At 63.2% G+C, this 21330-nt stretch carries 20 protein-coding genes; 12 read left to right on the top strand and 8 right to left on the bottom strand.

Going from position 1 to position 21330, the window contains the following annotated elements; genetic code table 11:
- The first annotated feature begins 70 nt into the window (after positions 1-70).
- Positions 71-1228 (top strand): epoxide hydrolase family protein, encoded by a 1158-nt coding sequence (locus Q0D31_RS09040; protein WP_291848698.1) that lies wholly within the window; start codon positions 71-73, stop codon positions 1226-1228.
- A gap of 48 nt (positions 1229-1276) precedes the next feature.
- On the opposite strand, the gene Q0D31_RS09035 is transcribed toward Q0D31_RS09040, so the two are convergent.
- Complete coding sequence (locus Q0D31_RS09035) at positions 1277-2071, bottom strand: class II aldolase/adducin family protein (protein WP_291848695.1); 795 nt, start codon at positions 2069-2071, stop codon at positions 1277-1279.
- 167 nt (positions 2072-2238) lie between these two features.
- Between Q0D31_RS09035 and Q0D31_RS09030 the strand changes: the two genes are divergently transcribed.
- Positions 2239-3249 carry a glutathione S-transferase N-terminal domain-containing protein gene (locus Q0D31_RS09030; protein WP_291848691.1) on the top strand — a complete coding sequence of 337 codons (1011 nt, stop codon included), beginning with the start codon at positions 2239-2241 and terminating at the stop codon, positions 3247-3249.
- Positions 3250-3301: 52 nt separating this feature from the next.
- On the opposite strand, the gene Q0D31_RS09025 is transcribed toward Q0D31_RS09030, so the two are convergent.
- The 5 genes from Q0D31_RS09025 to Q0D31_RS09005 all read right to left on the bottom strand — a co-directional run bounded on the left by Q0D31_RS09025 (position 3302) and on the right by Q0D31_RS09005 (position 9307).
- Positions 3302-3934 (bottom strand): DsbA family protein, encoded by a 633-nt coding sequence (locus Q0D31_RS09025; RefSeq protein ID WP_291848687.1) that lies wholly within the window; start codon positions 3932-3934, stop codon positions 3302-3304.
- Positions 3935-4469: 535 nt separating this feature from the next.
- The gene (locus Q0D31_RS09020) at positions 4470-6380 is read right to left on the bottom strand and encodes an NAD(P)/FAD-dependent oxidoreductase (RefSeq protein WP_291848684.1); all 1911 of its coding nucleotides are present in this window, start codon (positions 6378-6380) and stop codon (positions 4470-4472) included.
- A gap of 14 nt (positions 6381-6394) precedes the next feature.
- Positions 6395-7168: an SDR family NAD(P)-dependent oxidoreductase gene (locus Q0D31_RS09015; protein WP_291848681.1), complete on the bottom strand. Its 774-nt coding sequence runs from the start codon at positions 7166-7168 to the stop codon at positions 6395-6397.
- A complete protein-coding gene (locus tag Q0D31_RS09010; RefSeq protein WP_291848678.1) occupies positions 7158-7814 on the bottom strand; it encodes a TetR/AcrR family transcriptional regulator in 657 nt (218 codons plus the stop codon). The genes Q0D31_RS09015 and Q0D31_RS09010 overlap by 11 nt, the downstream gene beginning before the upstream one ends.
- Positions 7811-9307: an AMP-binding protein gene (locus Q0D31_RS09005; RefSeq protein ID WP_291848675.1), complete on the bottom strand. Its 1497-nt coding sequence runs from the start codon at positions 9305-9307 to the stop codon at positions 7811-7813. The genes Q0D31_RS09010 and Q0D31_RS09005 overlap by 4 nt, the downstream gene beginning before the upstream one ends.
- A 170-nt stretch (positions 9308-9477) precedes the next feature.
- Here Q0D31_RS09005 and Q0D31_RS09000 point away from each other — a divergent pair, with 170 nt between their 5' ends.
- The 10 genes from Q0D31_RS09000 (at position 9478) to Q0D31_RS08955 (ending at position 18863) form a co-directional block, all read left to right on the top strand.
- On the top strand, positions 9478-10737 hold the full coding sequence (locus tag Q0D31_RS09000; RefSeq protein ID WP_291848671.1) for an ABC transporter substrate-binding protein: 1260 nt from the start codon (positions 9478-9480) through the stop codon (positions 10735-10737).
- Positions 10738-10835: 98 nt separating this feature from the next.
- Positions 10836-11738: a branched-chain amino acid ABC transporter permease gene (locus Q0D31_RS08995; RefSeq protein ID WP_291848667.1), complete on the top strand. Its 903-nt coding sequence runs from the start codon at positions 10836-10838 to the stop codon at positions 11736-11738.
- Positions 11735-12757, top strand: coding sequence for a branched-chain amino acid ABC transporter permease (locus Q0D31_RS08990; RefSeq protein ID WP_291848663.1), 1023 nt, complete (start codon positions 11735-11737; stop codon positions 12755-12757). Before Q0D31_RS08995 ends, Q0D31_RS08990 begins: the two co-directional genes overlap by 4 nt.
- 2 nt (positions 12758-12759) lie before the next feature.
- Complete coding sequence (locus tag Q0D31_RS08985) at positions 12760-13518, top strand: ABC transporter ATP-binding protein (protein WP_291848660.1); 759 nt, start codon at positions 12760-12762, stop codon at positions 13516-13518.
- Positions 13515-14231: an ABC transporter ATP-binding protein gene (locus Q0D31_RS08980; RefSeq protein WP_291848657.1), complete on the top strand. Its 717-nt coding sequence runs from the start codon at positions 13515-13517 to the stop codon at positions 14229-14231. The genes Q0D31_RS08985 and Q0D31_RS08980 overlap by 4 nt, the downstream gene beginning before the upstream one ends.
- Before the next feature lie 30 nt (positions 14232-14261).
- Positions 14262-15470: a CoA transferase gene (locus Q0D31_RS08975; protein WP_291848654.1), complete on the top strand. Its 1209-nt coding sequence runs from the start codon at positions 14262-14264 to the stop codon at positions 15468-15470.
- Positions 15467-16243 carry an enoyl-CoA hydratase/isomerase family protein gene (locus Q0D31_RS08970; protein WP_291848651.1) on the top strand — a complete coding sequence of 259 codons (777 nt, stop codon included), beginning with the start codon at positions 15467-15469 and terminating at the stop codon, positions 16241-16243. The genes Q0D31_RS08975 and Q0D31_RS08970 overlap by 4 nt, the downstream gene beginning before the upstream one ends.
- Positions 16243-16698, top strand: a complete 456-nt coding sequence (locus Q0D31_RS08965; RefSeq protein WP_291848648.1) for a MaoC family dehydratase — start codon at positions 16243-16245, stop codon at positions 16696-16698. The genes Q0D31_RS08970 and Q0D31_RS08965 overlap by 1 nt, the downstream gene beginning before the upstream one ends.
- Before the next feature lie 4 nt (positions 16699-16702).
- Entirely contained in the window at positions 16703-17575 is an 873-nt protein-coding gene (locus Q0D31_RS08960; RefSeq protein ID WP_291848644.1) for a CoA ester lyase, read from the top strand.
- 55 nt (positions 17576-17630) lie between these two features.
- Positions 17631-18863: an acetyl-CoA C-acetyltransferase gene (locus Q0D31_RS08955; protein ID WP_291848642.1), complete on the top strand. Its 1233-nt coding sequence runs from the start codon at positions 17631-17633 to the stop codon at positions 18861-18863.
- A gap of 111 nt (positions 18864-18974) precedes the next feature.
- Here the strand turns inward: Q0D31_RS08955 and Q0D31_RS08950 are convergent, their stop codons facing one another.
- Positions 18975-20567, bottom strand: coding sequence for an ATP-binding protein (locus tag Q0D31_RS08950; RefSeq protein WP_291848639.1), 1593 nt, complete (start codon positions 20565-20567; stop codon positions 18975-18977).
- A complete protein-coding gene (locus Q0D31_RS08945; protein ID WP_291848636.1) occupies positions 20564-21268 on the bottom strand; it encodes a response regulator transcription factor in 705 nt (234 codons plus the stop codon). The genes Q0D31_RS08950 and Q0D31_RS08945 overlap by 4 nt, the downstream gene beginning before the upstream one ends.
- Positions 21269-21330: the final 62 nt, after the last annotated feature.

The raw sequence follows: 21330 nt of genomic DNA, 5'->3' as shown, positions 1-21330 counted from the left end.
AGACGGCGCGTTGCTGGGTGTCACTAACAACAGGCTGACATATTTAGGCCGATGCATCGAGAGAGTTACCATGAGCGCTGAAATCAAGCCGTTTCGCATTTCGGTTGGCGAGGACGTGCTCGACGACCTGAAGTCGCGGTTGCGCCGGACGCGCTGGCCGGAGGCGGAACTGGTGAACGACTGGAGTCAGGGCGTCCCGCTGCAGTGGATCAAGGAGGTCTGCCGCTACTGGGCCGAGGACTACGATTGGCGCGAGCGCGAAGCGCGTCTCAATCGCTTCGCCCAGTTCACGACCGGGATTGACGGCCTCGACATGCATTTCCTGCACGTCCGTTCGCCGCACCCGGACGCGCTGCCGCTGATCATCACCCACGGCTGGCCCGGCTCCGTCGTCGAGTTTCACAAGGTGATCGGGCCGCTGACCGATCCGACCGCGCATGGCGGCAAGGCCGGCGACGCCTTCCATGTCGTTTGCCCGTCATTGCCGGGCTTCGGCTTTTCGGCCAAGCCGGCCAGCACCGGCTGGGGCGTCGATCGTATCGCGTCTGGCTGGGCGATGCTGATGGCGCGCCTTGGATACCAGCGCTACGGCGCGCAGGGCGGCGACTGGGGCTCGGCGGTCACGACGGCGCTCGGCGCAAAAGACCCGGAGCATTGCGCCGGCATTCACATCACGCTGGCGATGTCCGCGCGACCCAACGTCGAGGGGCATCCCACCCCCGCGGAGGCGCGGGCGCTCGCGGGGATCCAGCATTACGCCGAATGGGATTCCGGCTATTCGAAGCAGCAGTCGACCCGGCCGCAAACTCTCGGCTACGGATTGACCGACTCGCCGAGCGGCCAGGCCGCCTGGATTCTCGAAAAATTCTGGGCCTGGACCGATTGCGACGGGCATCCCGAGAATATCCTGGGCCGCGACGAACTGCTCGACAACGTAATGCTGTATTGGGTGACCGCGACCGCCGCCTCGTCGGCCCGGTTGTACTGGGAAAGCTTTGGACCGAAGCGCCGCACGGCACACAAGGTCACGGTGCCGACAGGTGTCGCCGTCTTCCCAAAGGAGATCGTTACGCCGGTGCGAAAGTGGATGGAAGCGAGCTACACGGATATCCGGTACTGGCGGGAGATGCCGAAGGGCGGTCACTTCGCCGCGTTCGAACAGCCGGAGCTGTTCGTCAAGGAGGTGCGGGACTTTTTCCGAACGTTGCGGAAGTCGCCTGTTTCCTGAGCGGTCAGCTATCGGTCATTGGTCGGCGTGCCGCGACCACCGGCCAGCTCAGTTTCGGTACGACGGATCGGTTCGATCGAGCTTGCGCAGCAGCGCCGGCCAGGCGAGGTCGCCGTTGCGGGCGCTGCGGCCCGGTTTCGGCAGCATCCGCTCGCAGGTGTCCTCGAGCACGCTCTGCGGCGGATAGACGAGCTTGGTGTTGCACGACAACGCCATGACCTGAACCTGGCAGGCGCGCTCCAGCCGGAACAGCACGTTGAAGGCGGCCGGGACGGTGCGGCCGACCACCAGCAGGCCATGGTTGCGCAGGATCATGGCTTCGTGATCGCCGAGATCCCTGACCAGTCGTTCGCGCTCGTCGACATTGTCGGCGATGCCTTCGAAGTCATGATAGGCGATGTTGAGAAACCGCATCGAGGTTTGCGCCAGCGGCAGCAATCCGCATTCCATGGCGGAGACGGCCATGCCGGCCGGTGTGTGCGTATGCGCCACGCAATCCATGTCGTGCCTGGCCATGTGGATGGCGCTGTGAATGACGAAGCCGGCGACGTTGACGTCGTAGTCAGAGGTGTTGAACAGCGTGTTGCCCTCGAGATCGACCTTGATAAGGCAGGAGGCGTCGATCTCCTCATAGAGCATTCCGTAAGGGTTGATCAGGAACTGATCGGTTGTCCCCGGCACCCTGCAGGAAATGTGGTTGGCGACCATCTCGGTCATCCCATAGATCGCCGTGAGGCGGTAACAGGCGGCGAGATCGACCCTCGCCTGCCATTCCTCCGCGCTCACCTGTTCGCGAACCGATTTCACGACCTTGATAGCGGGCGAACTGATCGGAGGATTCATGGGCGTATCTCTACGGTTTTGGATTGCTGGAACGGGTGACGACACCCGGTGGTGGACCCGCAAGATAGCTGCAAAACGCGCTGCGCGGCAAGCCGGGCACCGCAGGCGTTATTGCAGGTCTGGCGGGTGAAATTCGAATGCGCTATGGCATTCACGAGGTGAATGCCATGACCGAAGGACGCTACCGGCTGATCGGCTCAACCGCGTCGCCTTACGCCATCAAGTTGCGCGCCTTGCTGCGCTACCGACGAATTCCGTTCGACTGGGTCATCATGACCAAGGCGCTGCGAGCAGCGACCGCGCATTTGCGACCCAGTTTGATCCCGGTGCTGCAATACCCCGACGGCAGCTATCGCGCCGAGACCACGGCGCTGGCCTATGATATGGAAAGCCGCCACAAGTCGCGCTCGGTTATTCCCGAGGACCGGGCGGTCGCGTTCGTTTGCGACCTGCTGGAGGACCTTGCGGACGAGTGGGCGGTCAAGCCGCTGTTTCTCTATCGCTGGTGGGATCCGGAAGACCAGGCCTATGTGTCGCGCTGGGCCGGCGAGGAATGGTCGGTGTCGGAGGCGGCAGCCGGCAGCGCCGAAGAGATTGAGCAGTTTCGCCAGCGGCAGATCTCGCGGATGGTCATTCTGGGCGCGACCGCCGAAAACAAGCCGCTGCTGGAAGAGAGCTATTTGCGCATGCTGGCGGCGTTCGAGCCACATGTCGGCATGACCAGCTATCTGTTCGGCAGCCGGCCCTCGCTTGCCGATTTCGCCTGGTTCGGACAGCTCAGCGAGATGGCGACCGATCCGACGCCGATGCGGATCATGCGCGCGAGGGCGCCTTTTACCGATCACTGGGTACGGCGGCTGGACGACGCTTCCGGCGTCGAGGGTGAATGGTACCCGCGGGAACGGGTGCTCGGCGGCATGGCCGAGGCGCTGCTGAAGATCGCCGGCGAACTCTATCTGCCGTTCCTGGTCGCCAACGCCGAAGCGTTCGCCAGGGGCGTGGAGCGACTCGAGATCAACGTCTGGGGCCTGCCGTATGCGCTGGCTCCCTTTAAATATCAGGTGAAGTGCCTGCAGCAGCTTCGCGACAAGTTCGCGGCGCTCGATAGCGAGAGCACGGCAGCGTTGCGGCCGGTGCTGAAGCGCACGGGTTGCTGGGAGCATCTGGCCGCGGGGTAGGGGCATTATCGAAGCCTGCCCTCGGCTCGATCCGCAGCTGGACCGGTTGCCGCTAATCCCTGCGATGCCGGCTGCCCAGCGCCGTGGCGACCGATTCCGGATTCTGGATACGTTCGGTCAACAGATCGATGCGATCGTTGCCCCAGAACAGCTCGCCGTTGAAAACCATGGTCGGCACGCCGAAAACGCCCAGCGCTTCCGCCTCATCGATGATGCGATCGTGTTCCGCGCGTGCGGGCCCTTGGGCATAGACTTCGAATTCGCGCGCCGAACCACCGACCGACGCGATCACCCCGGAAACGCCCGCTATGTCGTCGATCTCGAGGTCTTGATTCCAGAAGCGCCGGAACACCGTGTCGTGATAGGGCCGGAACAGGCCATGGCGCTGCGCGAACAGCATGCCAGCGCTGGCGTAGAAGGCATCATAGATGCGCCGCGGCCCCTTGATGGTGAGGCCTTGCGCATTGGCGTAGCGCCGCGCGTCCATGTAGGCGTAGCGCACCTTGCGCCAGAAATGCGGCGTGCGCTCCTCCACCGTTCCCATGAATTCTGCGATGCGCAGGGTGTATGGCAGCCATTCGAGTTCGACGCCGAGGTTGTCCTCCAGTTCGAACAGCCGCTTGTTGGCGACGAACGCATAGGGGCTCTTGTAGTCGGTGTAAACGCGTATGCGCGGCTTTTCCATCGCGGGTCCTGCTTCAGTCGGATCATTGAATCCGAACTAAGCATGGAATCGCGCGGAACGGCATCGTCGTTCGGAAAATGTCATTCCAAAAAACGAATGGGCCCCGGTGCATGAGAGCATCGCGGGGCCCGACATCTTCGTTTTAGCGAAGGATTTCTGGTACACACCAGTGCGATCTCAGGATCCGGCAACCGCGTGGCCTTTGCGCTCCAGTCCTGCGGATGGGTTTGAATTGTAGCAGGCGCCGTCGAGCAAGCAGCTGTTCTTAACCCAACCGCGCCCTGACCTTGCGTCGAGCAAGGTCACCAGTCTGATCCGGTGGCGTCATGCTCCTCCTCAAGAAGTTGACCGGCGGACCTACGTCCGCATCCGCTGCGTGCCGCCGCGGTCATACGATCGGGTGACAATGCCTGCCAAGAGGGGGGCCGAACGCTCCGTTGCCCGGCAGGTGCAGCAAAGGAAATGCTGCGGCAGATACTGGCGGGTGTCAAGCTATCCTAAGCGCCGCTGTGTGCCGGTTCCCGAGGAACAATTGTCAGGCCTTGGTCTGGCGGTAGTCGCGCAAATCGGGGTCGTGGGTCATCGCCCAGTAATCAACGAACCGCCATGGCATTGCCGAGAACACCCGGCCCTGACCGTTGCGGTAATAGGTGGTCATGCCTGGGTGAGTCCAGATCAGTTGCTCGTGCTCGGCATCGACTTTTGCGATGTACTGGTCGTGGGCTTCCGGGCGCACGTCGATCGCGGCGATATCCTGCTCGATCATCTGGACAAGGCAAGCCGAGATGTAGCGGCTCTGGCATTCCGACTGGAAGATCACGCTGCCGCCATGCGCGGGTCCTGAATTGGGACCGAGCATCACGAAGAAGTTGGGAAAGTCAGGCACGGTAAGACCGAGATAGGCGGTCGGGTTGTCGTTGGCCCAGGCCTCCCTGAGGTTTTTGCCACCACACCCGCTGATGTTGAGACGCGCCGCCATCTCCGTCACCTTGAAGCCGGTCGAAATCACGATGACATCGGCGGGACGCAACTTGCCGTCGGAAGCGACGATGCCGTCCTTTTCGAAATGATCGATCGTGTCGGTGACCAGCTCGACATTCGGCTTCGTCAGAGTCTTGAACCAGTTGTTATCGAGCAGGATGCGCTTGCCGTAGGGCGGATAGGTCGGCACGCATTTCTCGATCAGGTCTGGGCGGTCCTTTAGTTCGGACCGGATGAAGTCCGTCAGCTCCTCGCGATGCCGGTCGTTGCCCTTGTTCACGGCGCGATCGGGATATGGCCAGTTCGGGTCCTTGCGCAGGAACGGCAACAGGCCGTCGCCATATCGCCAGAACATGTTGAAGCGATACCATTGCACGTAGAACGGCAGGTGGGCGAGCAGCCACTGCGCGCCCTCGGTAATGGGGTCGGAATATCCCGCAACCGGCCGGGCCCATTGCGCGGTCCGCTGATAGACGGTCAGCGACGCGACGCGGTCGGCGATCGACGGCGCCAGTTGCATCGCGGTTGCACCGGTGCCGATGATGGCGACATGCTTGCCGTCGAGTTTGATGTTGTCGGACCACAGTGCGGAGTGCAGCATCAGGCCCTTGAAATCCTTCTCGCCCCTGAAATGCGCGGGCGAGGGGTCGTTGAGCTGGCCGATCGCGCTGACCAGCGTGGTCGATTCAAACGTCTCCTCGCCGTTGGCGGTCTTCAATGTCGAGACCCAGCGCCGTTTGCCTTCGTCCCAGCGCGACGACGTCAGTTCGGTATTGAGGCGGAGATGCTCCCTGATGTCGTATTCGAGCGCGACCTTCTTCAAATAGTCGAGCAACTCCTGGCGCTGGGCGAAATAGCGCGTCCACGGATTGCGTGCGCCGAACGAGAAGGAATAGGAGTGGTTCGGCGTATCGACGCCGCAGCCGGGGTAGCGGTTCACGTACCACGTGCCGCCAAGCTCGTCGTTCTTCTCGACGATGGTGTAGGGAATGCCGAGCCGTCCGAGGGCAACGCCGAGCGCGATGGCGCAGACGCCGGCACCGACGATCAGCACATGCTGGCGTGCCAGTTTTTCTCCGGAGGGCGGCACGGTCCAGCGCGCCTCGCGCGGGACGAAGCCCATTTCCTCACGCATCAGCGGTGCATATTCCGAGGCGACGTTTTCGCCGAGCGTGGCGCGCATCATCTTCAGCATCAGTTCATCGCCGGGATCGGTGACGACAGGTTCGGGCGCACCGTTCTCGAACAGCTTCAGCACGGCGGCGCGGATTTTGGTCTGGACTTCCGCGGGCAGACCGGCTTGCGGATCCGGGATCAAGCGCACGTCGCGCTTCGGCTTGAAGGGGGACTCAAGCCAGCGCTCGTCGCCGGTCATGTGAACCAGCACCATCAGCAGCACGCGGATATCGCCCTCGGCGATGGCCGAAGACAGATCGGGTTTGGTGCGCGGCAGCTCGACGTTCATATTTTCGATCCTCGCTACGCGCCGGATGCTTCCGGCAAGCCGCCATAGGCGGCCCAGGTGGAGCCGGCGATAAATCCGGCGTCCACGGGCAGGTTGATTCCGGTCACGCCGCTGCTCATGGGCGATAGCAGCCAGGCGATCGCCTGTGCGACTTCGATCGGCTCGACCATCCGGTTTAGCGCGGTCGGGCTTTCGAGCAACCGCTTGTTCAGCGCGCCGGAGGCGATGCCGGCCTCCAGCGCCGCGGTACGGGTGAAGCCGGGCGAGACTGCGTTGACGCGGACGCCGGTGCGGCCCCATTCGGCGGCAAGCGTCTGCGTGATCTGGATGACGCCGGCTTTCGCGGCAGTATAGGCGTGGATCGGGCCGGACGTCATACCGGCCACGGAAGCGACGTTGACGATCGCGCCATGCCGGCGCGCGGCCATCCGAACGCCGACGCCGCGAGCGACCAGGAAGGTGCCGCGCAGATCGATGTTGACCTCGCGATCCCATTGATCCATCCGCACGCGTTCGACCGGGTGCATCTTGCCGAAGACGCCCGCCGAATTGACCAGTCCCGTGATCGGGCCGTGCGCGGCCTCGATGCCGGCGATGCCGCTGGCGACGGCGGTCTCGTCGGCGACGTCGAACGGCGCGGGCCACAGGATCGCCGGCGTTCCCGCCAGCGGTTCCGGTGCAATGTCGGCTATCACCACGCGACGGCCTTGTTCGGCCAGAAGCGTGGCGGTCGCAGCCCCAATGCCGCGGCTGCCGCCGGTGACGAGGACGATACCGTCAGCGCCCATGGCCGTTGTCCGTGTCCGGTGTAAAGAGCCCGCGCGTGACCAGCTTCCGGTAGGCGGAGATGACGTGGTCGGATACCGCCGTCACTGCGCCGTCGGCATAGGAGTAGCGCCGGCTGAGATAGCCGCGCGCGCCCATGAACATGTGGACGATGGCTTCGAATTCCTCGTCGCTGAAATCCTCGATCGCGCCGGCCTGGCGGGCGCGCCGCAGGATCCGAACATAGGCGGTTGCGACATTGTCGAGATGCTTCTGGTAGCCGATCGGGGCGAAATACTCGGCTTCGTTGAGAATGCGCAGGAACTCCGGTACCTCGCGGATGAACTCGAAGAAGGCGCTGAAGCGCTCGATTTCCTGCCGTGCCGCATGCGCGGTCCCGGTGCGCTCACGGATGAAATGAACCATGTCGATGCCGATCTTCGGGAGCAGTTGATCGAGCAGTTGCTGTCGGTTGTCGAAATGATTGTAGAACGTCCCCTGGGCGACGCCGGCTTCCTCGGTGATGCGGGCGACGGAAGCTTCGGCGTAGCCGTACTTGCCCACGATTTTGGTGGCGGCGTCGAATATTCTGCGCTTGGTCCAGGCGTTGCGCTCGACACGGTTGAGCTTGGCGACCTTGCCGGCCGCAATCTGCGAAGATCGCGTCATGCGTGAGATTCCAGTTCGGCGCGCAGCACGCGCTTGAGCACTTTTCCGGAAGGGTTGCGCGGCAGGCTGTCGCGGACGATCAATTGCTTCGGAACCTTGAAGCCTGCCAGCCGCGCGCGGCAATGGGTGGCGAGTTCGGCCAGTTCCAGTGCGCTGCCTTCGTCCAGCACCACGACGGCGACGGGCTTCTCGCCCCAGCGCGGATCGGGCAGGCCGATGACGGCGACTTCGCGCACCTGCGGCAGTTCGTAGATGACGCGCTCCACTTCGGAGGATGCGATATTCTCGCCGCCGGAAATGATCATGTCCTTCTTGCGATCGGTCAGATACAGGAAGCCGTCTCGATCGAGATAGCCGACGTCGCCGCTGCGAAACCAGTCGCCGAAAAACGCAGCTGCGGTCTTTTCCGAATCCTTCCAGTAACCCTGCGTGACCTTCGGTCCGCGCAGGCATATTTCGCCGTTCTCGCCGGGTGGCAGACGATTGCCGGCGTCGTCGCGGATTTCGATCTCGACATGGGCGATGGCGCGTCCGGTCGAGCCGATCTTTTCGATCTCGCGGCCGGCTTCCATGAAGGTGTCACCGCCGCAGGTCTCGGTGAGGCCGTAGGCGTCGATGTAGCGCGCGTTGGTGAAATAGTCTGAAAAAGCGCGGATGCGTAGCTCCGGGGTCTTCTCGCCGCCGCCGATCGCCCATCGCAGGCTTGATACGTCGTAGCGGTCGCGGCCGGGGCAGGTGAGGATCGCGGACGTCATCACGGGCGCGAGCCATGCGGCGTTAAGCTTGTCGGCGTCGATCGCGGCGAGCGCCTGCTCGGGCTCGAAGTTGCGGTGGATGCAAAGCATGCCGCCATGCCAGAGCACGGCGATGCCCGGCAGGTCGAGCGCGCCGACATGGTAGAGCGGGCCAACCACCAGCAACCGGGTCTCGGGGTTCAATCCCAACGCCAGCGTTTGGTCGGCCGACTTCCAGTACATGTTCTCATAGGTCAGCATCACGCCCTTGGGCCGATCTGTGGTGCCGGACGTGTACATAAGGCGCATCAGGTCACGCGGCCGCCTGACATGCATCGGGGCCGGCGCGATGCCGGGCGCAAGGTGCATCGCGGTGATTTGTGCGGCTTCGTCCAGCAGCGCCACCGGCGCGACGCCGGCGGCGATGTCAGCGAGATCTTCATCCGCAATCAGGATGCGGGCGCCGGAATTGCCCACGATGTACCCGACTTCATCGGCCGACAGGCGGTAGTTGATCGGCAGCAGCACTGCGCCGATATGGCTGGTCGCAAACACCAGTTCGAGAAAGGCCGTGCTGTTCTTCATGAGCAAGGCGACGACGTCGTCCGGGCCAATGCCGCGCGCGGCGAGCCAGCCGCCGACCCGGCGGATACGGCAGTCGAACTCAGCGTAGGAGACGTTCTCGCCGCGGTATTTCAGCGCACAGCGATCCGGCGTCCGTCGGGCGTGAAATGCGATGAAGCTGGAAAGATTGACCATTATCCGCTCAGAAGGCCGGCTTTTCCGGCACGCTGTGTGCGTTGATGAATTATGACTCGTAATTCATGTTTGGCTTGACGTCACCCCCTTTGTTCTGAAATCCTTGGGGTCGCGGAGGCGATACGATCTCCAGCAGGGATTTGGAACGCAAGTCCGACAGGGAGGAAATGATGACGAGAACCCGCAAACCGGGCGTGAACCGTCGCGCGACATTGGCCATGATGGGCGCTGGCGCCGCGACGTTGGCGATGCCATGGGTGGCGCGCGCGCAAGCCAAGACCATCAAGGTCGGCATGCCAACCATTCTTTCCGGACGCGTCGCCCAGCTCGGAACCTCGTCGCGCAACGGTGTGATGATCGAGGTCGACAAGGTCAACGCCGCCGGCGGCCTGGCTGGACGTCAGATCGAGATGGTGATCCGCGACTCCAAGGGGCAGCCGCAGGAAGCCGCCCGCGTCGCGCGCGAACTCGTCAACACCGACGGGTGCGAATTGCTGATCGACGCTGAGGCTTCCTCGGGCGCATTCGCGGTGCATGAAGTGGCGCGCGACCTTGGCGTGCTCTGCATCCACACCAATTCGGAAACCTCGGCGCTGACCGCCGATCCCAAGCAGCATATCCCAAATGCGTTCCGCACTGCGCGCCAGGGCGTGCACGACTCGATCGTCGGCGGCAGCTACGCGGCGTCGATATCCAAAGCCAAAGGCCTGAAGAAATGGGCGACCTGCGCGCCCGACTACGCATACGGCCGCGACACCACGGGCGAGTTCACGACCTACCTTAAGCGTTTCGCACCCGATACCGAGATCATCAGCGAATCCTGGCCGAAGCTGTTCCAGGCCGACTACACGGAAGTCGTGACGAAGATATTGCAGGCGAAACCGCAGGCGCTGTATTCTTGTCTGTGGGGCGGCGACCTTACATCCTACATTGACCAGGCAAATATCTACGCGCTGTTCAGCCAGATGGAGGTGTTTGCGGTCAACATGGCCGACTACACCGCGTTGACCGTGGTGAAGAACCTGCCAAAGGGCATTCACTCCGGCAACCGCTACATCAAGACCTATCCAGCGACCGCGGAGAACGCGGCCTGGGGCGACGCCTATAAGGCGAAATACAACGAGTATCCCACCAACTGGTCGTGGGAGAACGCCACCGCGATCATGCTGCTGGCGGAAGCGTCGAAGAAAACCAACTCCGCCGATGGCAAGAAACTTGCGGAGGCGTTGCGCGGCCTGAAGATCAAGTCGCCATTCGGCGCTGACGGCACCGTCACGATGCGCGCCGAGGATCAGACCCTGGTCGGCTACGCGATCGGCTGGGGAACCACGATCCCGCAGGAGCCCTACGTGCCGCAGGTTCAGGCCGGAGACTGGAAGACGATTTTCGAACTAGAAGCCGAGTGGAAGAAGAGCAAGGGCTACACCTGATCGCTTGGTGATAGCGGAGACGGCCCAGGCCGTCTCCGCCTGTTGCCGAACGTTTTCAGCGCCGATGATCGTGGCGCGCCGCATATGGACATCTTCCCTTGGATCTCGACACGCTTACCGGCTGCCTCGCCAGCTCCGCCTGCCTGGTGACGCAGACCACCAGCGGCTTCATCATCGGCATGCTGCTGTTTCTCGTCGCCGTTGGGCTGACACTGATTTTCGGCGTGCTCAAGGTCGTGAATTTCAGCCACGGCGCCTTCTACATGTTCGGCGCTTACTTCGCGATGACGGCCTATCAGCTCTCGGGCAGCTTTGCGCTGGCGATGCTGTGCGGCGCAGCCGGCACCGCCTTGCTCGGCTTGGTCTTCGAACGGGTCTTCATGAGCCGGGTCTACGGCGCCGACGTGCTGATGCAGCTCCTGGTCTGCTACGCCTTCGTGCTGATCTTCGATGACGTCGTGCGGATGATCTGGGGTCCGGAATTCAAGTCGATGGGCATGCCGTCGGCGTTCCAGGTGGCGCCGCTATTCATCGCCGGGGGCGTGGTGCCACCCTATTATCTGCTCCTGATCGGCGTTGCATTGTCCGCTGCCGTGATCCTCGGACTCGGCCTTGCCCGCACCAAGGTCGGCAAGGTGATCCGGGCGGCGGCGCACAATCCAGGCATGGTGTCTGCACTCGGCATCAACACCGGGCTCATCTACGGCGGCGTGTTTGCCCTTGGCGGCATGCTGGCCGGTCTTGCCGGGGCACTCGCCGCGCCGGTACGTTCGCTGACACCGGGCATGGGGTTCTCGGTCCTGATCGAGTCTTTCATCGTCACCGTTATCGGCGGCATGGGCTCTATCCTGGGGGCTCTGATCGGCGCGATCCTGATCGGCATGATCCGCTCGTTCGGATCACTCGGCTTTCCCCTGTTCACGGAAGGGCTGATGTACCTGTTCATGGTGATCGTGCTGGTGTCCCGGCCGACCGGCCTGTTCGGCAAGGAGGTCGCATGACCGAACTGCAGGCCGAACGGGCCGCCATGGTTCCGCGCAGCCAGGCCAGACCGCAACGCTGGCGCTATCTCGACGTATCGATCGCGTTGGCTGCCTTCCTCGTGCTGGCGATGCTGCCGATGTTCATCGGCAGCAAGGCGCTGCTCGACTTCGTGATCCGGTGTTCGGCGTTTGGATTGTTCGCAACCTCGCTGAACCTGCTGGTGGGCTTCACCGGAATGGTTTCGTTTGGCCACGGCATGTTCTTCGGTCTCGGCGCCTACAGCTTCGGCCTCATCATGCAACGCACCGGCGTGCCGGTGCCGGTCGCATTTGTCGCCACGCTCGTCATCACCACCATTGTCGCCGCCGTGATCGGCGCGATCTGCGTAAGACTGAAGGAAATCTACTTCGCCTTCGTGACGCTAGCGTTCCAGATGCTGATCCACAGCACGATCCTGTCCTGGGTGTCGCTGACCGGCGGTGACCAAGGGCTGCGCGGCGGTATTCCGCGCCCGGCCTTTTTCGGCATCGATCTGACCAACCACGTGCATTTGTACATCACGAGTTGTGCGCTGCTGGTGACCGGGCTGCTGCTGATGCGCCAGATCGCGCAATCGCCGTTCGGCTACACCTTGCGCATGATCCGCGACAACGCCAACCGGGCCAGCTTTGTCGGCATCGACGTCTGGCGGGCGAAGCTTACCATCTTCGTTCTGGCGGCGTTGTTCGCCTCGACCGGTGGCGTCATCATGGCGCTGTTCGTGTCGGGCGCCTATCCCGAATTCGCCTACTGGACGATCTCAGGCGAGGGCATCTTCATCAACATGCTCGGGGGCGTGACGACATTCCTCGGACCCATGGTCGGTACCGTGCTGCTGTTGATCCTCAACGACACCGTGACCCGGATGACCGAGTATTACGGCATCGTGCTGGGGATCGTGATCCTGTTCTTCGCCATCGGCCTGCGCAAGGGCCTGATGGATTTCGCGGTCGAATGGTATGCGCAGCGCCGCAGCGGCCCTGCGGAGCGTGGTTAGCCATGCTGGAGATCCGCGGACTTTCCAAGGCATTTGGCGGTGTCAAGGCGACGGATAACGTCACGCTTGACTTCGCCGAGGGCTCGCTCACCGCTGTGATCGGCCCCAACGGCGCCGGCAAGAGCACATTCTTCAACCTGATCACCGGCGCGCTGGCGCCTGATTCCGGGCAGATCTTGCTCAACGGCGTGGACTTGGCCGGAAAGTCACCGCCCGAGATCGTGCGCCACGGCATCGGGCGGGCGTTCCAGGTCGCGAGCATCTTTCCATCGCTGACGGTGCATGAGACCTTGCTCGCCGCGGTCTGCGCCGACCAGCGCCGCGCCAGCGTATTGCATCGCCGCTTCCCGTTGGCCGAGACCCGCGACCGCGCCGAGCACACGATGGAATTGCTGGGCCTGTCAGGAAAGCGCGACCGGACTGCGGCGACGCTGTCGCATGGCGACCAGAAGCTGCTCGATATTGCGCTGGCGCTGGTGCTCGATCCCAAGGTGCTGCTGCTCGACGAGCCGACCGCCGGCATGGGCACCGAGGAGCGCTGGCGGATGATCGACAAGGTGAAGGAGCTGTGGGAGACGCAGAAGATCACGGTGGTGTTCATCGAGCACGACATGGATATCGTGTTCAAGATCGCGCCTGAGATCGTCGTGCTGTGCTACGGCCGCATTCTCGCAACCGGAAAACCGGATGCGATCCGACGAAACGAGGCCGTGATCGAGGCCTATCTCGGCACCGAACATCACGCCGGGGCTGCGATATGAGCGGGCAGCCGGTCGTGCAGGTCGAGGACCTCGACGTCTATTACGGCACCAGCCAGATCCTGTTCGGCGTGGGCCTGTCGGTGCGCCAGGGCGAGACGATGGCGTTGCTCGGCCGCAACGGCGCCGGCAAGTCGACCACCATGAAGGCGATCATGGGCCTAGCTCCCGCGCGCCGCGGCAAGGTCACTTTGGCGGGTCGCGTGGTTTCCGGGCTCAGGCCGCACCACATCGCCCGTGCCGGACTTGGATACGTGCCGGAGGACCGCCAGGTCTTCCCGGAGCACACGGTAGAAGACAATCTGGTGATCGGCGCCAAGAAAGGGCCGAATGGCGAGGACGAATGGTCGATCCGGCGGATCTTTGACGTGTTCCCGCTGCTGGAGCCGCTGCGCTACCGGATCGCGGGACGCCTATCGGGCGGCGAACAGCAGATGCTGGCGATCGCGCGCACGCTGATGGGCAATCCCGCGCTACTGCTGCTGGACGAGCCGAGCGAGGGGCTGGCGCCGATCATCGTGCAGCGGATCGGCGAATTGCTTCGCCAGCTCCGCGGCACCGGCGCCACGGTTCTGATCGCCGAGCAGAACATGCATTTCTGCCTGGGGCTGGCGAGCCACGCGACGGTTATCGACAAGGGCCAGATCGTGTACACATCCGGTATCGACGAGTTGAAGGCCAACGACAATATCAGGCAGCGCTACCTCGCGCTGTAGCTTCCGACCTAGTCCGGTGAAGAAATGGCGATGGAAGGCAAGCTGACGCCGACGCACGAGGCGCCGTATCGCGGCGTGCGCGTGCTGGACTTCGGGCAGGGCATCGCCTCGCCCTATTGTGCGATGCTGCTCGGCGTGTATGGGGCCGAGGTCATCAAGGTCGAACCGCCGGAGGGAGACTGGTCCCGCTATCTCGGCACCACCTATGGGAGCCATACCGCGCTGTCGGCGGTCTACAACCGCGGCAAGCGCAGCCTTTGCCTGGATATGAAGCACAAGGACGGCATTGCCGTCGCCCGGCGGTTGGCGAAGGCATGCGACGTCCTGATCGAAGGCTTCAGACCTGGTGTCGCCGCGCGACTCGGGATCGGTTACGAAGATCTTTCCCGTGACAATCCTGGCCTGATCTACCTTTCGGTCAGCGCGTTTGGACAAAGCGGCCCCTACGCGAAGCGGCCGGGCTCGGATTCGGTGGCGCAGGCATTTTCCGGCCTGGTGTCGATCAATGTCGGCAATGACGGGACCCCGCACCGGGTCGGCACCACGATCTCCGACGTCGTCACCGGCGTCTACGCCTTCCAGGCCATCGCGACGACGTTGTTCTCGCGCGCAACCACAGGCACCGGGCGCTGGATCGACGTCAACCTCTGTCAATCGACCTCGGCGCTGCTGGGCCACAAGGTGGCCGAGCATCTTCTGGAGGGCGGGGCGCCGCGCGCCCTCAATGTTCCGGCAGGCTCGTATCAGACCGCCGACGGCTGGATGATGGTAACGCTGGTGAACGAGCCGCAATACAAGCGCCTGTGCGTGGCGATCGGCCGCGACGACCTCGCCGGTGACCCGCGGTTTGCCGATTTTGCCCGGCGCGCGGATGCCGCGGATGCGCTGATCCCCCAACTGCGTGAGGCGTTCCTGACCCAGCCGACGGACGCCTGGCTTTCGCGCCTGCATGCCGCCGATCTCATCGCGGAACGAATCCTCAATCCCGGTGAATGGCTGCGCAACGTCCATGTCGAAGCAACGCGGGCGGTGGTTTGCCAGGACACGCCGGGCGTGGGTCCGGTTTACTCGCCGCGGACGCCGGGTATTGCAAGTCTTTCGGAGGACGAACTTTTCCCAGCGCCAGACATTGGTCAGGACAGCACAGCGATTCTCGTTGAAGCCGGGCTGGACCGCGCCACCATCGATGAACTGATCGGGTCCGGCGCCGTACGGCAGGCGAGGGGAGGCGGGACATGAGCGGAGACCTCGTTGGCTACTCCATCCGAGGCAATCTCGCCGAGATCATGCTGGACCGCCCGCCGGTCAACGCGCTGAGCATGCCGTTGATCGATGCACTGCTGGTGGCGCTGGCGAAGGCGCGCGACGACGAGGCGGTACGCGCGGTGGTCATCGGCAGCGCCAATAAGGTGTTCTGCGCTGGGCTCGACCTGGATATCGTCCGCGGCAAACCCGGGATCGAGACCAAGAAGTTCCTCGAGCGACTGTATTTTGCGCTCAACGATATCCAGTACCGCATGGGCAAGCCGACGATCGCCGCCGTGGACGGCGCGGTTCGGGCCGGCGGCATGACGATCGCGATCTCCTGCGACATGATCGTCGCCGGCGACGCCTCGACCTTCGGCTATCCCGAGATCGACGTGGGGTTGATTCCGGCGATCCATTTCGTGCAACTGCCGCGGCTGGTCGGAAAACACCGGGCGTTCGGGCCGCTGTTCCTGGGCGAGCCTTTCGATGCCGCGACCGCCTTTCGCATGGGTCTGCTCAGCGAGGTCGTTCCGAAGGGAACCGCGCTTATCCGGGCGCGCCAGATCGCGGCCAGGCTAGCCGCCAAATCGCCGATCGTCATGAAGATCGGCCGGGATGCTTTCATGCGCGCGGTCGATGCCGACTATCGCCGCTCGGTCGAAAACGCGGCCGAGAGCTTCGCGCTTGTCGCGACGACGGAGGATTGTCAGGAAGGGCTGAATGCGTTCGTCGAGAAGCGGACGCCCAACTACCGGGGACGCTGATGGCAGGTCTGTATTTCGAGGAGTTCGAGGTCGGTCGCGAGTTCCACCATGAGTTCAGCCGCACCGTCACCGAGATGGACAACACGCTGTTCAGCCTGCTGACGATGAACCCGCAGCCGCTGCATATCGACGCGCACTTCTCCGAGAACACCGAGTTCGGCCAGCGGCTGTTCAACAGCATCTATACGCTTGGCATCATGATCGGTATGAGCGTCTACGACACGACCCTCGGCACGACCATCGGCAATCTCGGCATGACCGACGTGAAATTTCCGAAGCCCGTGTTCCATGGCGACACGCTGAAGGCGCACACCAGGATTATCGCCAAGCGCGTCAGCAATTCACGTCCGAACCAGGGCATTGTCGAGTTCGAGCACACCATGACCAATCAGCGCGGCGAGGTGGTGGCGAGTTGCCGCCGCACCGGGTTGATGCACTGCAAACCGAAGGCGTGAGCCCATGCGATCGTTCCTGTTCGTTCCCGGCGACAGCCCGCGCAAGTTCGAGAACGCGAAGAAGACCGCGGCCGACGCGCTGATCCTCGATCTCGAGGATTCGATTGCGCCGGATGAGAAAGCCGGTGCGCGACCCACCGTACGCGAGATGCTCGCCGCGCGGAATCCAGGCCAGAAGATCTATGTTCGCGTCAACGCGCTCGACACCGGTATGACACTGGGAGACCTTGCAGCCGTGATGCCGGGCCGGCCCGACGGCATCGTGCTGCCAAAGTGCGCCGGCGCCACTGACGTCAACCGCTTGTCGCTGTATCTTGACGCCTTCGAGGCCGCCGCCGGAATCGAACCGGGCGCGACGCGCATCGTCACCGTGGCGACGGAGACGGCAAGAGCGGTTCTCAAGCTGCTGGACTTCGAGAATATGAGCCCGCGGCTGTGGGGCATGATGTGGGGCGCGGAGGATCTCGCGGCCTCGCTGGGGGCGTCGAGGAACCGGAGCGGTGGAAGTTACCGCGGGCCATTCCTGCTGGCGCGCGATCTCTGCCTGATCAGCGCGGCCGCGGCCGGCGTCGTCGCCATCGACACCATCGCGACCGATATCAACGATCTCGACGCGCTCCGGGAAGAGGCGATCGCCGCGCGTCAAGATGGCTTTCTCGCCAAGGCGGTGATCCATCCCAAGCATGTCGACGTCGTCAATGCCGCCTTTGCGCCGACGGACGGGGAAATCGCCTGGTCGGAGAAGGTGGTCAAGGCATTCAGCGACAATCCGACTTCTGGCGTCGTCAAGATCGACGGCAAGATGATCGACAAGCCGCATTTGCGCGCGGCCGAGAAGATTTTGGCCCTGCGGGGACGATACGAAGCAGGTATTTGACTTTGCAGCTTGATCGGCAGCAAATGCAGCCAATCAACAAACTTGGGGAAACACCATGGTTGACGCGCTGATCATCGACGCTTGCAGGACACCTCGGGGCATCGGCAAGGCAGGCAAGGGCGCCCTGTCGGGCATTCACCCGCAGCAACTCGGCGCAACGGTATTGCGCGCGCTGGCCGATCGCTCGGGCATAAATACCGCTGACGTCGATGACATCATCTGGGGTACCAGTTCACAGCGCGGCCAGCAAAGCGGCGATCTGGGCCGGATGTCGGCGCTCGACGCCGGCTATGACGTGCGCGCCAGCGCCGTGACGCTGGACCGGTTCTGCGGCTCCGGGATCACCAGCGTCAACATGGCAGCCAATGCGATCATGTCGGGCTCCGAGGATCTGGTGATCGCCGGCGGTACCGAGATGATGTCGATGGAAGGCCGCCGCGGCGAGGGACCGTTCTTGATGGATAACGGCAATCTTCGCCTGCGGGCCCGGCATCCGCAATCGCATCAGGGCGTCTGCGCCGACGCGGTGGCAACCCTCGAAGGCATCATGCGGCGGGACGTCGACGAACTCGGCCTCGAAAGCCAGAAGCGGGCGGCGGCGGCCATCAAGGGCGGCCATTTCGACAAGAGCCTGGTGCCGGTCTATCGCGAAGACGGTAGCCTGGCGCTCGACCGTGAGGAATATCCACGGCCGCAGACCACGCTGGAAGGGCTCGCGGCCTTGAAGCCGGCCTTCCCGGCGATCGCGGACTATGCGCTCGACGACAAGGGTACGACCTATCGGAAACTCATCCTGGACCAGTATCCCGACCTCGACATCAACTTTGTGCATCATGCCGGGAATTCCTCCGGCGTCGTCGATGGCGCGGCCGCCGTTCTGCTGGCGTCGCCGAGCTACGCAAAGGCGCACGGCTTGAAGCCGCGCGCTCGCGTCGTCGCAATGGCGAACATGGGGGATTCTCCGACCCTGATGCTGAACGCGCCGGTGCCCGCGGCCCGCAAGGTGCTGACCAAGGCGGGGCTCACGCTCGACGATATCGACCTGTTCGAGATCAATGAGGCCTTTGCGGTCGTCGCCGAAAAATTCATCCGGGATCTCAGGCTCGACCGCGACAAGGTCAACGTCAATGGTGGATCGATCGCGCTCGGCCATCCGATCGGCGCGACCGGATCGATCCTGATTGGCACTCTGCTCGACGAGCTGGAGCGGCGCGATCTCAGGCGTGGCCTGGTGACGATGTGCGCCGCTGGCGGCATGGCGCCGGCAATCATCATCGAAAGAGTCTAGGAGCCTTTTCCGTTTCGATGGAATCGAAACGGGGCTCTAGATTCTTGATTTGACGCGTCTTCTTGACGCGAACCGGTTCCACTTGGGTTGAAAACGCACTAGGAGAACTCGTCAAACGACCGGAAACCGGAGTTCGAACGCGACGCCCTGCTTGGACGACAACAGCCGGATCGATCCGCCGTGACTGGTCATCACGGCCTGGGCGATCGCGAGACCCATCCCGGTACCGCCGGTGTCGCGGCGGGTGGTGAAGAAGGCATCGAAAATCTTCTCACGGTTCGATTCGGATATCGGATCGCCGTCGTTGCTGACCGTCACCTTGATGGTAGAGTTCTCTTCGACCGCTTCCAACCGCACCCGCTTTGCATTGTGTCGGATGGCATTGTCGGTAAGATGCGACAGCACGATCAAGGCTTTCTCCCCGGACATGCCGATCGAGCGATCGAGGGCGCCTGCCTCTTCGATTGCGCGTGTCGGGAACCGGCTCTTCAATCCACCGATCACGTCTGACAATTCGGTATGCTCGTTCAGCGGCGCGGCTTCGGCACGCGCCAGTTCGCGCAGGCGCTGGGTCATGACCTCGAGCCGTCCGGTGTCGCTCAGTATGTTCGAGACGAAGTTCTTCTGCTCCATGCGGGAGAGATTGTCGGACGGGCCCTGTAGCGAATCCAGAAGCAATTCGGCGGCGCCCTTGATCGATGTCAGCGGCGACTTCAGCTCATGAGTGAGGTGGGCAGAGAACGTTGCGATGTAGTCGGATCGCCGCGACAGTTGCTCCGCCATATCGAGGAAGCTGTGCGAAAGCTGGGCGAATTCGCGGGTGCCATAATGGGCAAGCGGCTGAAACGCGTTGCGGTCGCCGCGGCCGATGCGGGCTGCGCGATCGACCAGTTCGTGCATCGGGCGGGTGATGGTTCGGGAGAAAATCAGGCCGATGATGACGGTCGCGAGAACGACGGCCAGCCCCGCCAGGATGAATTTGCCTCGCTCCTGATAGAGATGTGCGAAGATGTTGCTCGGCGTCCTCGACGTGTAGACGACGCCTGCCACCCGGTTGCCGACGATGACGGGCATCGCCGAAAAAACGTGGACGCCAACGCCGCGGCTCACCGAGTAGATCGGAGGCGGTGGCTTGTCGGGCTTGCGGGTTCGCAAAACCGCCCGGTATTCGCCTTGCAGCGCCGTGGCGACTTCCTCGATGTGGGCAAGCGATTGGCCGACCTCGTCGCGACCGGCGATCACGACACCGCGGGGATCGAGGATCCGGAAGCCGGCCAGCGTGACTTTCTGCGTTTCCAGAACGATCGGCATCAGCTTCGTGCCGATCTCGACATAGGTTGGCGACGCCGGTGTCGTCGCCGGAAGCGCGTTTGGCCGGCGCCGCAGCAGGTCGCCGTCGGCGGCGAGATCGAGCGCGGGCCGGATCGGTGTCATTTGGTCTTCGTGATCGGGTCGCGACTCCGGTCGAATTTCGGCGCCAAGCGCAATTCCGTTGCCGAGGCGGGCCTCGACGTCTCGCGCGTAGACCGCAGCCAGCACGCGGCCTTGCGCGACCAGTTCGGCTTCGGTCTGGTGGATGAGCTGGTTGTCATAGAGGCGGAAGAAGAACAGCCCGACCAGAGGCAGCATCGCCACAGAGGCGAACGCAACAGAAATAACCAGGCCCAGCGATGGCCGCCACTTCTCGCGTGCGCGGGACTTCATGCCTGCGGCTCGCATCGTCCGAGCTTGAAGCCGACGCCGTGAATGGTTTCGATGACATTGTCGCAATTGGCAGCGGAGAGCTTGGCGCGGATGTTGCGAATGTGGCTGTCGATGGTGCGGTCCGACACCTGAATGTTGAGTTGATAGGCGGCGTTCATGATCTGCTCGCGGGTGAAGACCAGCGTGGGACGCGTGAGAAACGCCCTGAGAATTCCGAACTCGATGGCAGTCAGGCGGAGCGGCGTTCCCGCAAACTCGGCGATGTGCTGCTCAGCATCGACCGACAACCCGCCTTGGGAAAGGGCCGCCGCCGAAGGCCGCGTATCCAGCCCGCGCGAGTTGATGCGCCGCAGGATGACATTCACCCTCGCAACCAGTTCACGCGGGCTGAAAGGTTTCGTGACGTAGTCGTCGCCACCGATCTCGAGGCCCAGCACGCGATCGATTTCATCGTCGCGGGCCGAAAGAAACAGAATCGGAACGTCCGATGACTTTCGGATCTCGCGGCAAACTTCCAGGCCATCGAATTCCGGCATCCCGATGTCCAGAATAATCAGGTCCGGCCTGTCGCCGGCAAAGCGGGTAAGCGCTTCCTTGCCGTCACGCGCCTCGAAAATGGTCATGCCGGCCTTCTTCAAGGCGACACGGATGACCTCCCGAATATGCAGGTCGTCGTCAACAATAAGAACGCGGTGCGTCAAGCGTGCCTCCGGGAAGGTCATACTATTTATTCGTCGAGTGCTTCGGATCGGCGTCCAGGGCG

Source organism: Bradyrhizobium sp., from assembly GCF_022844465.1.
Classification (GTDB): Bacteria; Pseudomonadota; Alphaproteobacteria; order Rhizobiales; family Xanthobacteraceae; genus Bradyrhizobium.
The sequence above is the reverse complement of the archived record's forward strand: the minus strand, read 5'-3'. Positions and strand labels throughout refer to the sequence as shown.

Excerpts from the sequence above, each read along its gene's own strand:
- Q0D31_RS08980 (WP_291848657.1), top strand. The coding sequence starts at position 13,515 with ATGAGCGGGCAGCCGGTCGTGCAGGTCGAGGACCTCGACGTCTATTAC.
- Q0D31_RS08985 (WP_291848660.1), top strand. The coding sequence starts at position 12,760 with ATGCTGGAGATCCGCGGACTTTCCAAGGCATTTGGCGGTGTCAAGGCG.
- Q0D31_RS08965 (WP_291848648.1), top strand. The coding sequence starts at position 16,243 with ATGGCAGGTCTGTATTTCGAGGAGTTCGAGGTCGGTCGCGAGTTCCAC.
- Q0D31_RS09025 (WP_291848687.1), bottom strand. The coding sequence starts at position 3,934 with ATGGAAAAGCCGCGCATACGCGTTTACACCGACTACAAGAGCCCCTAT.
- Q0D31_RS09010 (WP_291848678.1), bottom strand. The coding sequence starts at position 7,814 with ATGACGCGATCTTCGCAGATTGCGGCCGGCAAGGTCGCCAAGCTCAAC.
- Q0D31_RS09030 (WP_291848691.1), top strand. The coding sequence starts at position 2,239 with ATGACCGAAGGACGCTACCGGCTGATCGGCTCAACCGCGTCGCCTTAC.
- Q0D31_RS09035 (WP_291848695.1), bottom strand. The coding sequence starts at position 2,071 with ATGAATCCTCCGATCAGTTCGCCCGCTATCAAGGTCGTGAAATCGGTT.
- Q0D31_RS08975 (WP_291848654.1), top strand. The coding sequence starts at position 14,262 with ATGGAAGGCAAGCTGACGCCGACGCACGAGGCGCCGTATCGCGGCGTG.
- Q0D31_RS09000 (WP_291848671.1), top strand. The coding sequence starts at position 9,478 with ATGACGAGAACCCGCAAACCGGGCGTGAACCGTCGCGCGACATTGGCC.
- Q0D31_RS08955 (WP_291848642.1), top strand. The coding sequence starts at position 17,631 with ATGGTTGACGCGCTGATCATCGACGCTTGCAGGACACCTCGGGGCATC.
- Q0D31_RS08960 (WP_291848644.1), top strand. The coding sequence starts at position 16,703 with ATGCGATCGTTCCTGTTCGTTCCCGGCGACAGCCCGCGCAAGTTCGAG.
- Q0D31_RS08970 (WP_291848651.1), top strand. The coding sequence starts at position 15,467 with ATGAGCGGAGACCTCGTTGGCTACTCCATCCGAGGCAATCTCGCCGAG.
- Q0D31_RS08990 (WP_291848663.1), top strand. The coding sequence starts at position 11,735 with ATGACCGAACTGCAGGCCGAACGGGCCGCCATGGTTCCGCGCAGCCAG.
- Q0D31_RS09020 (WP_291848684.1), bottom strand. The coding sequence starts at position 6,380 with ATGAACGTCGAGCTGCCGCGCACCAAACCCGATCTGTCTTCGGCCATC.
- Q0D31_RS09015 (WP_291848681.1), bottom strand. The coding sequence starts at position 7,168 with ATGGGCGCTGACGGTATCGTCCTCGTCACCGGCGGCAGCCGCGGCATT.
- Q0D31_RS08950 (WP_291848639.1), bottom strand. The coding sequence starts at position 20,567 with ATGAAGTCCCGCGCACGCGAGAAGTGGCGGCCATCGCTGGGCCTGGTT.
- Q0D31_RS09005 (WP_291848675.1), bottom strand. The coding sequence starts at position 9,307 with ATGGTCAATCTTTCCAGCTTCATCGCATTTCACGCCCGACGGACGCCG.
- Q0D31_RS09040 (WP_291848698.1), top strand. The coding sequence starts at position 71 with ATGAGCGCTGAAATCAAGCCGTTTCGCATTTCGGTTGGCGAGGACGTG.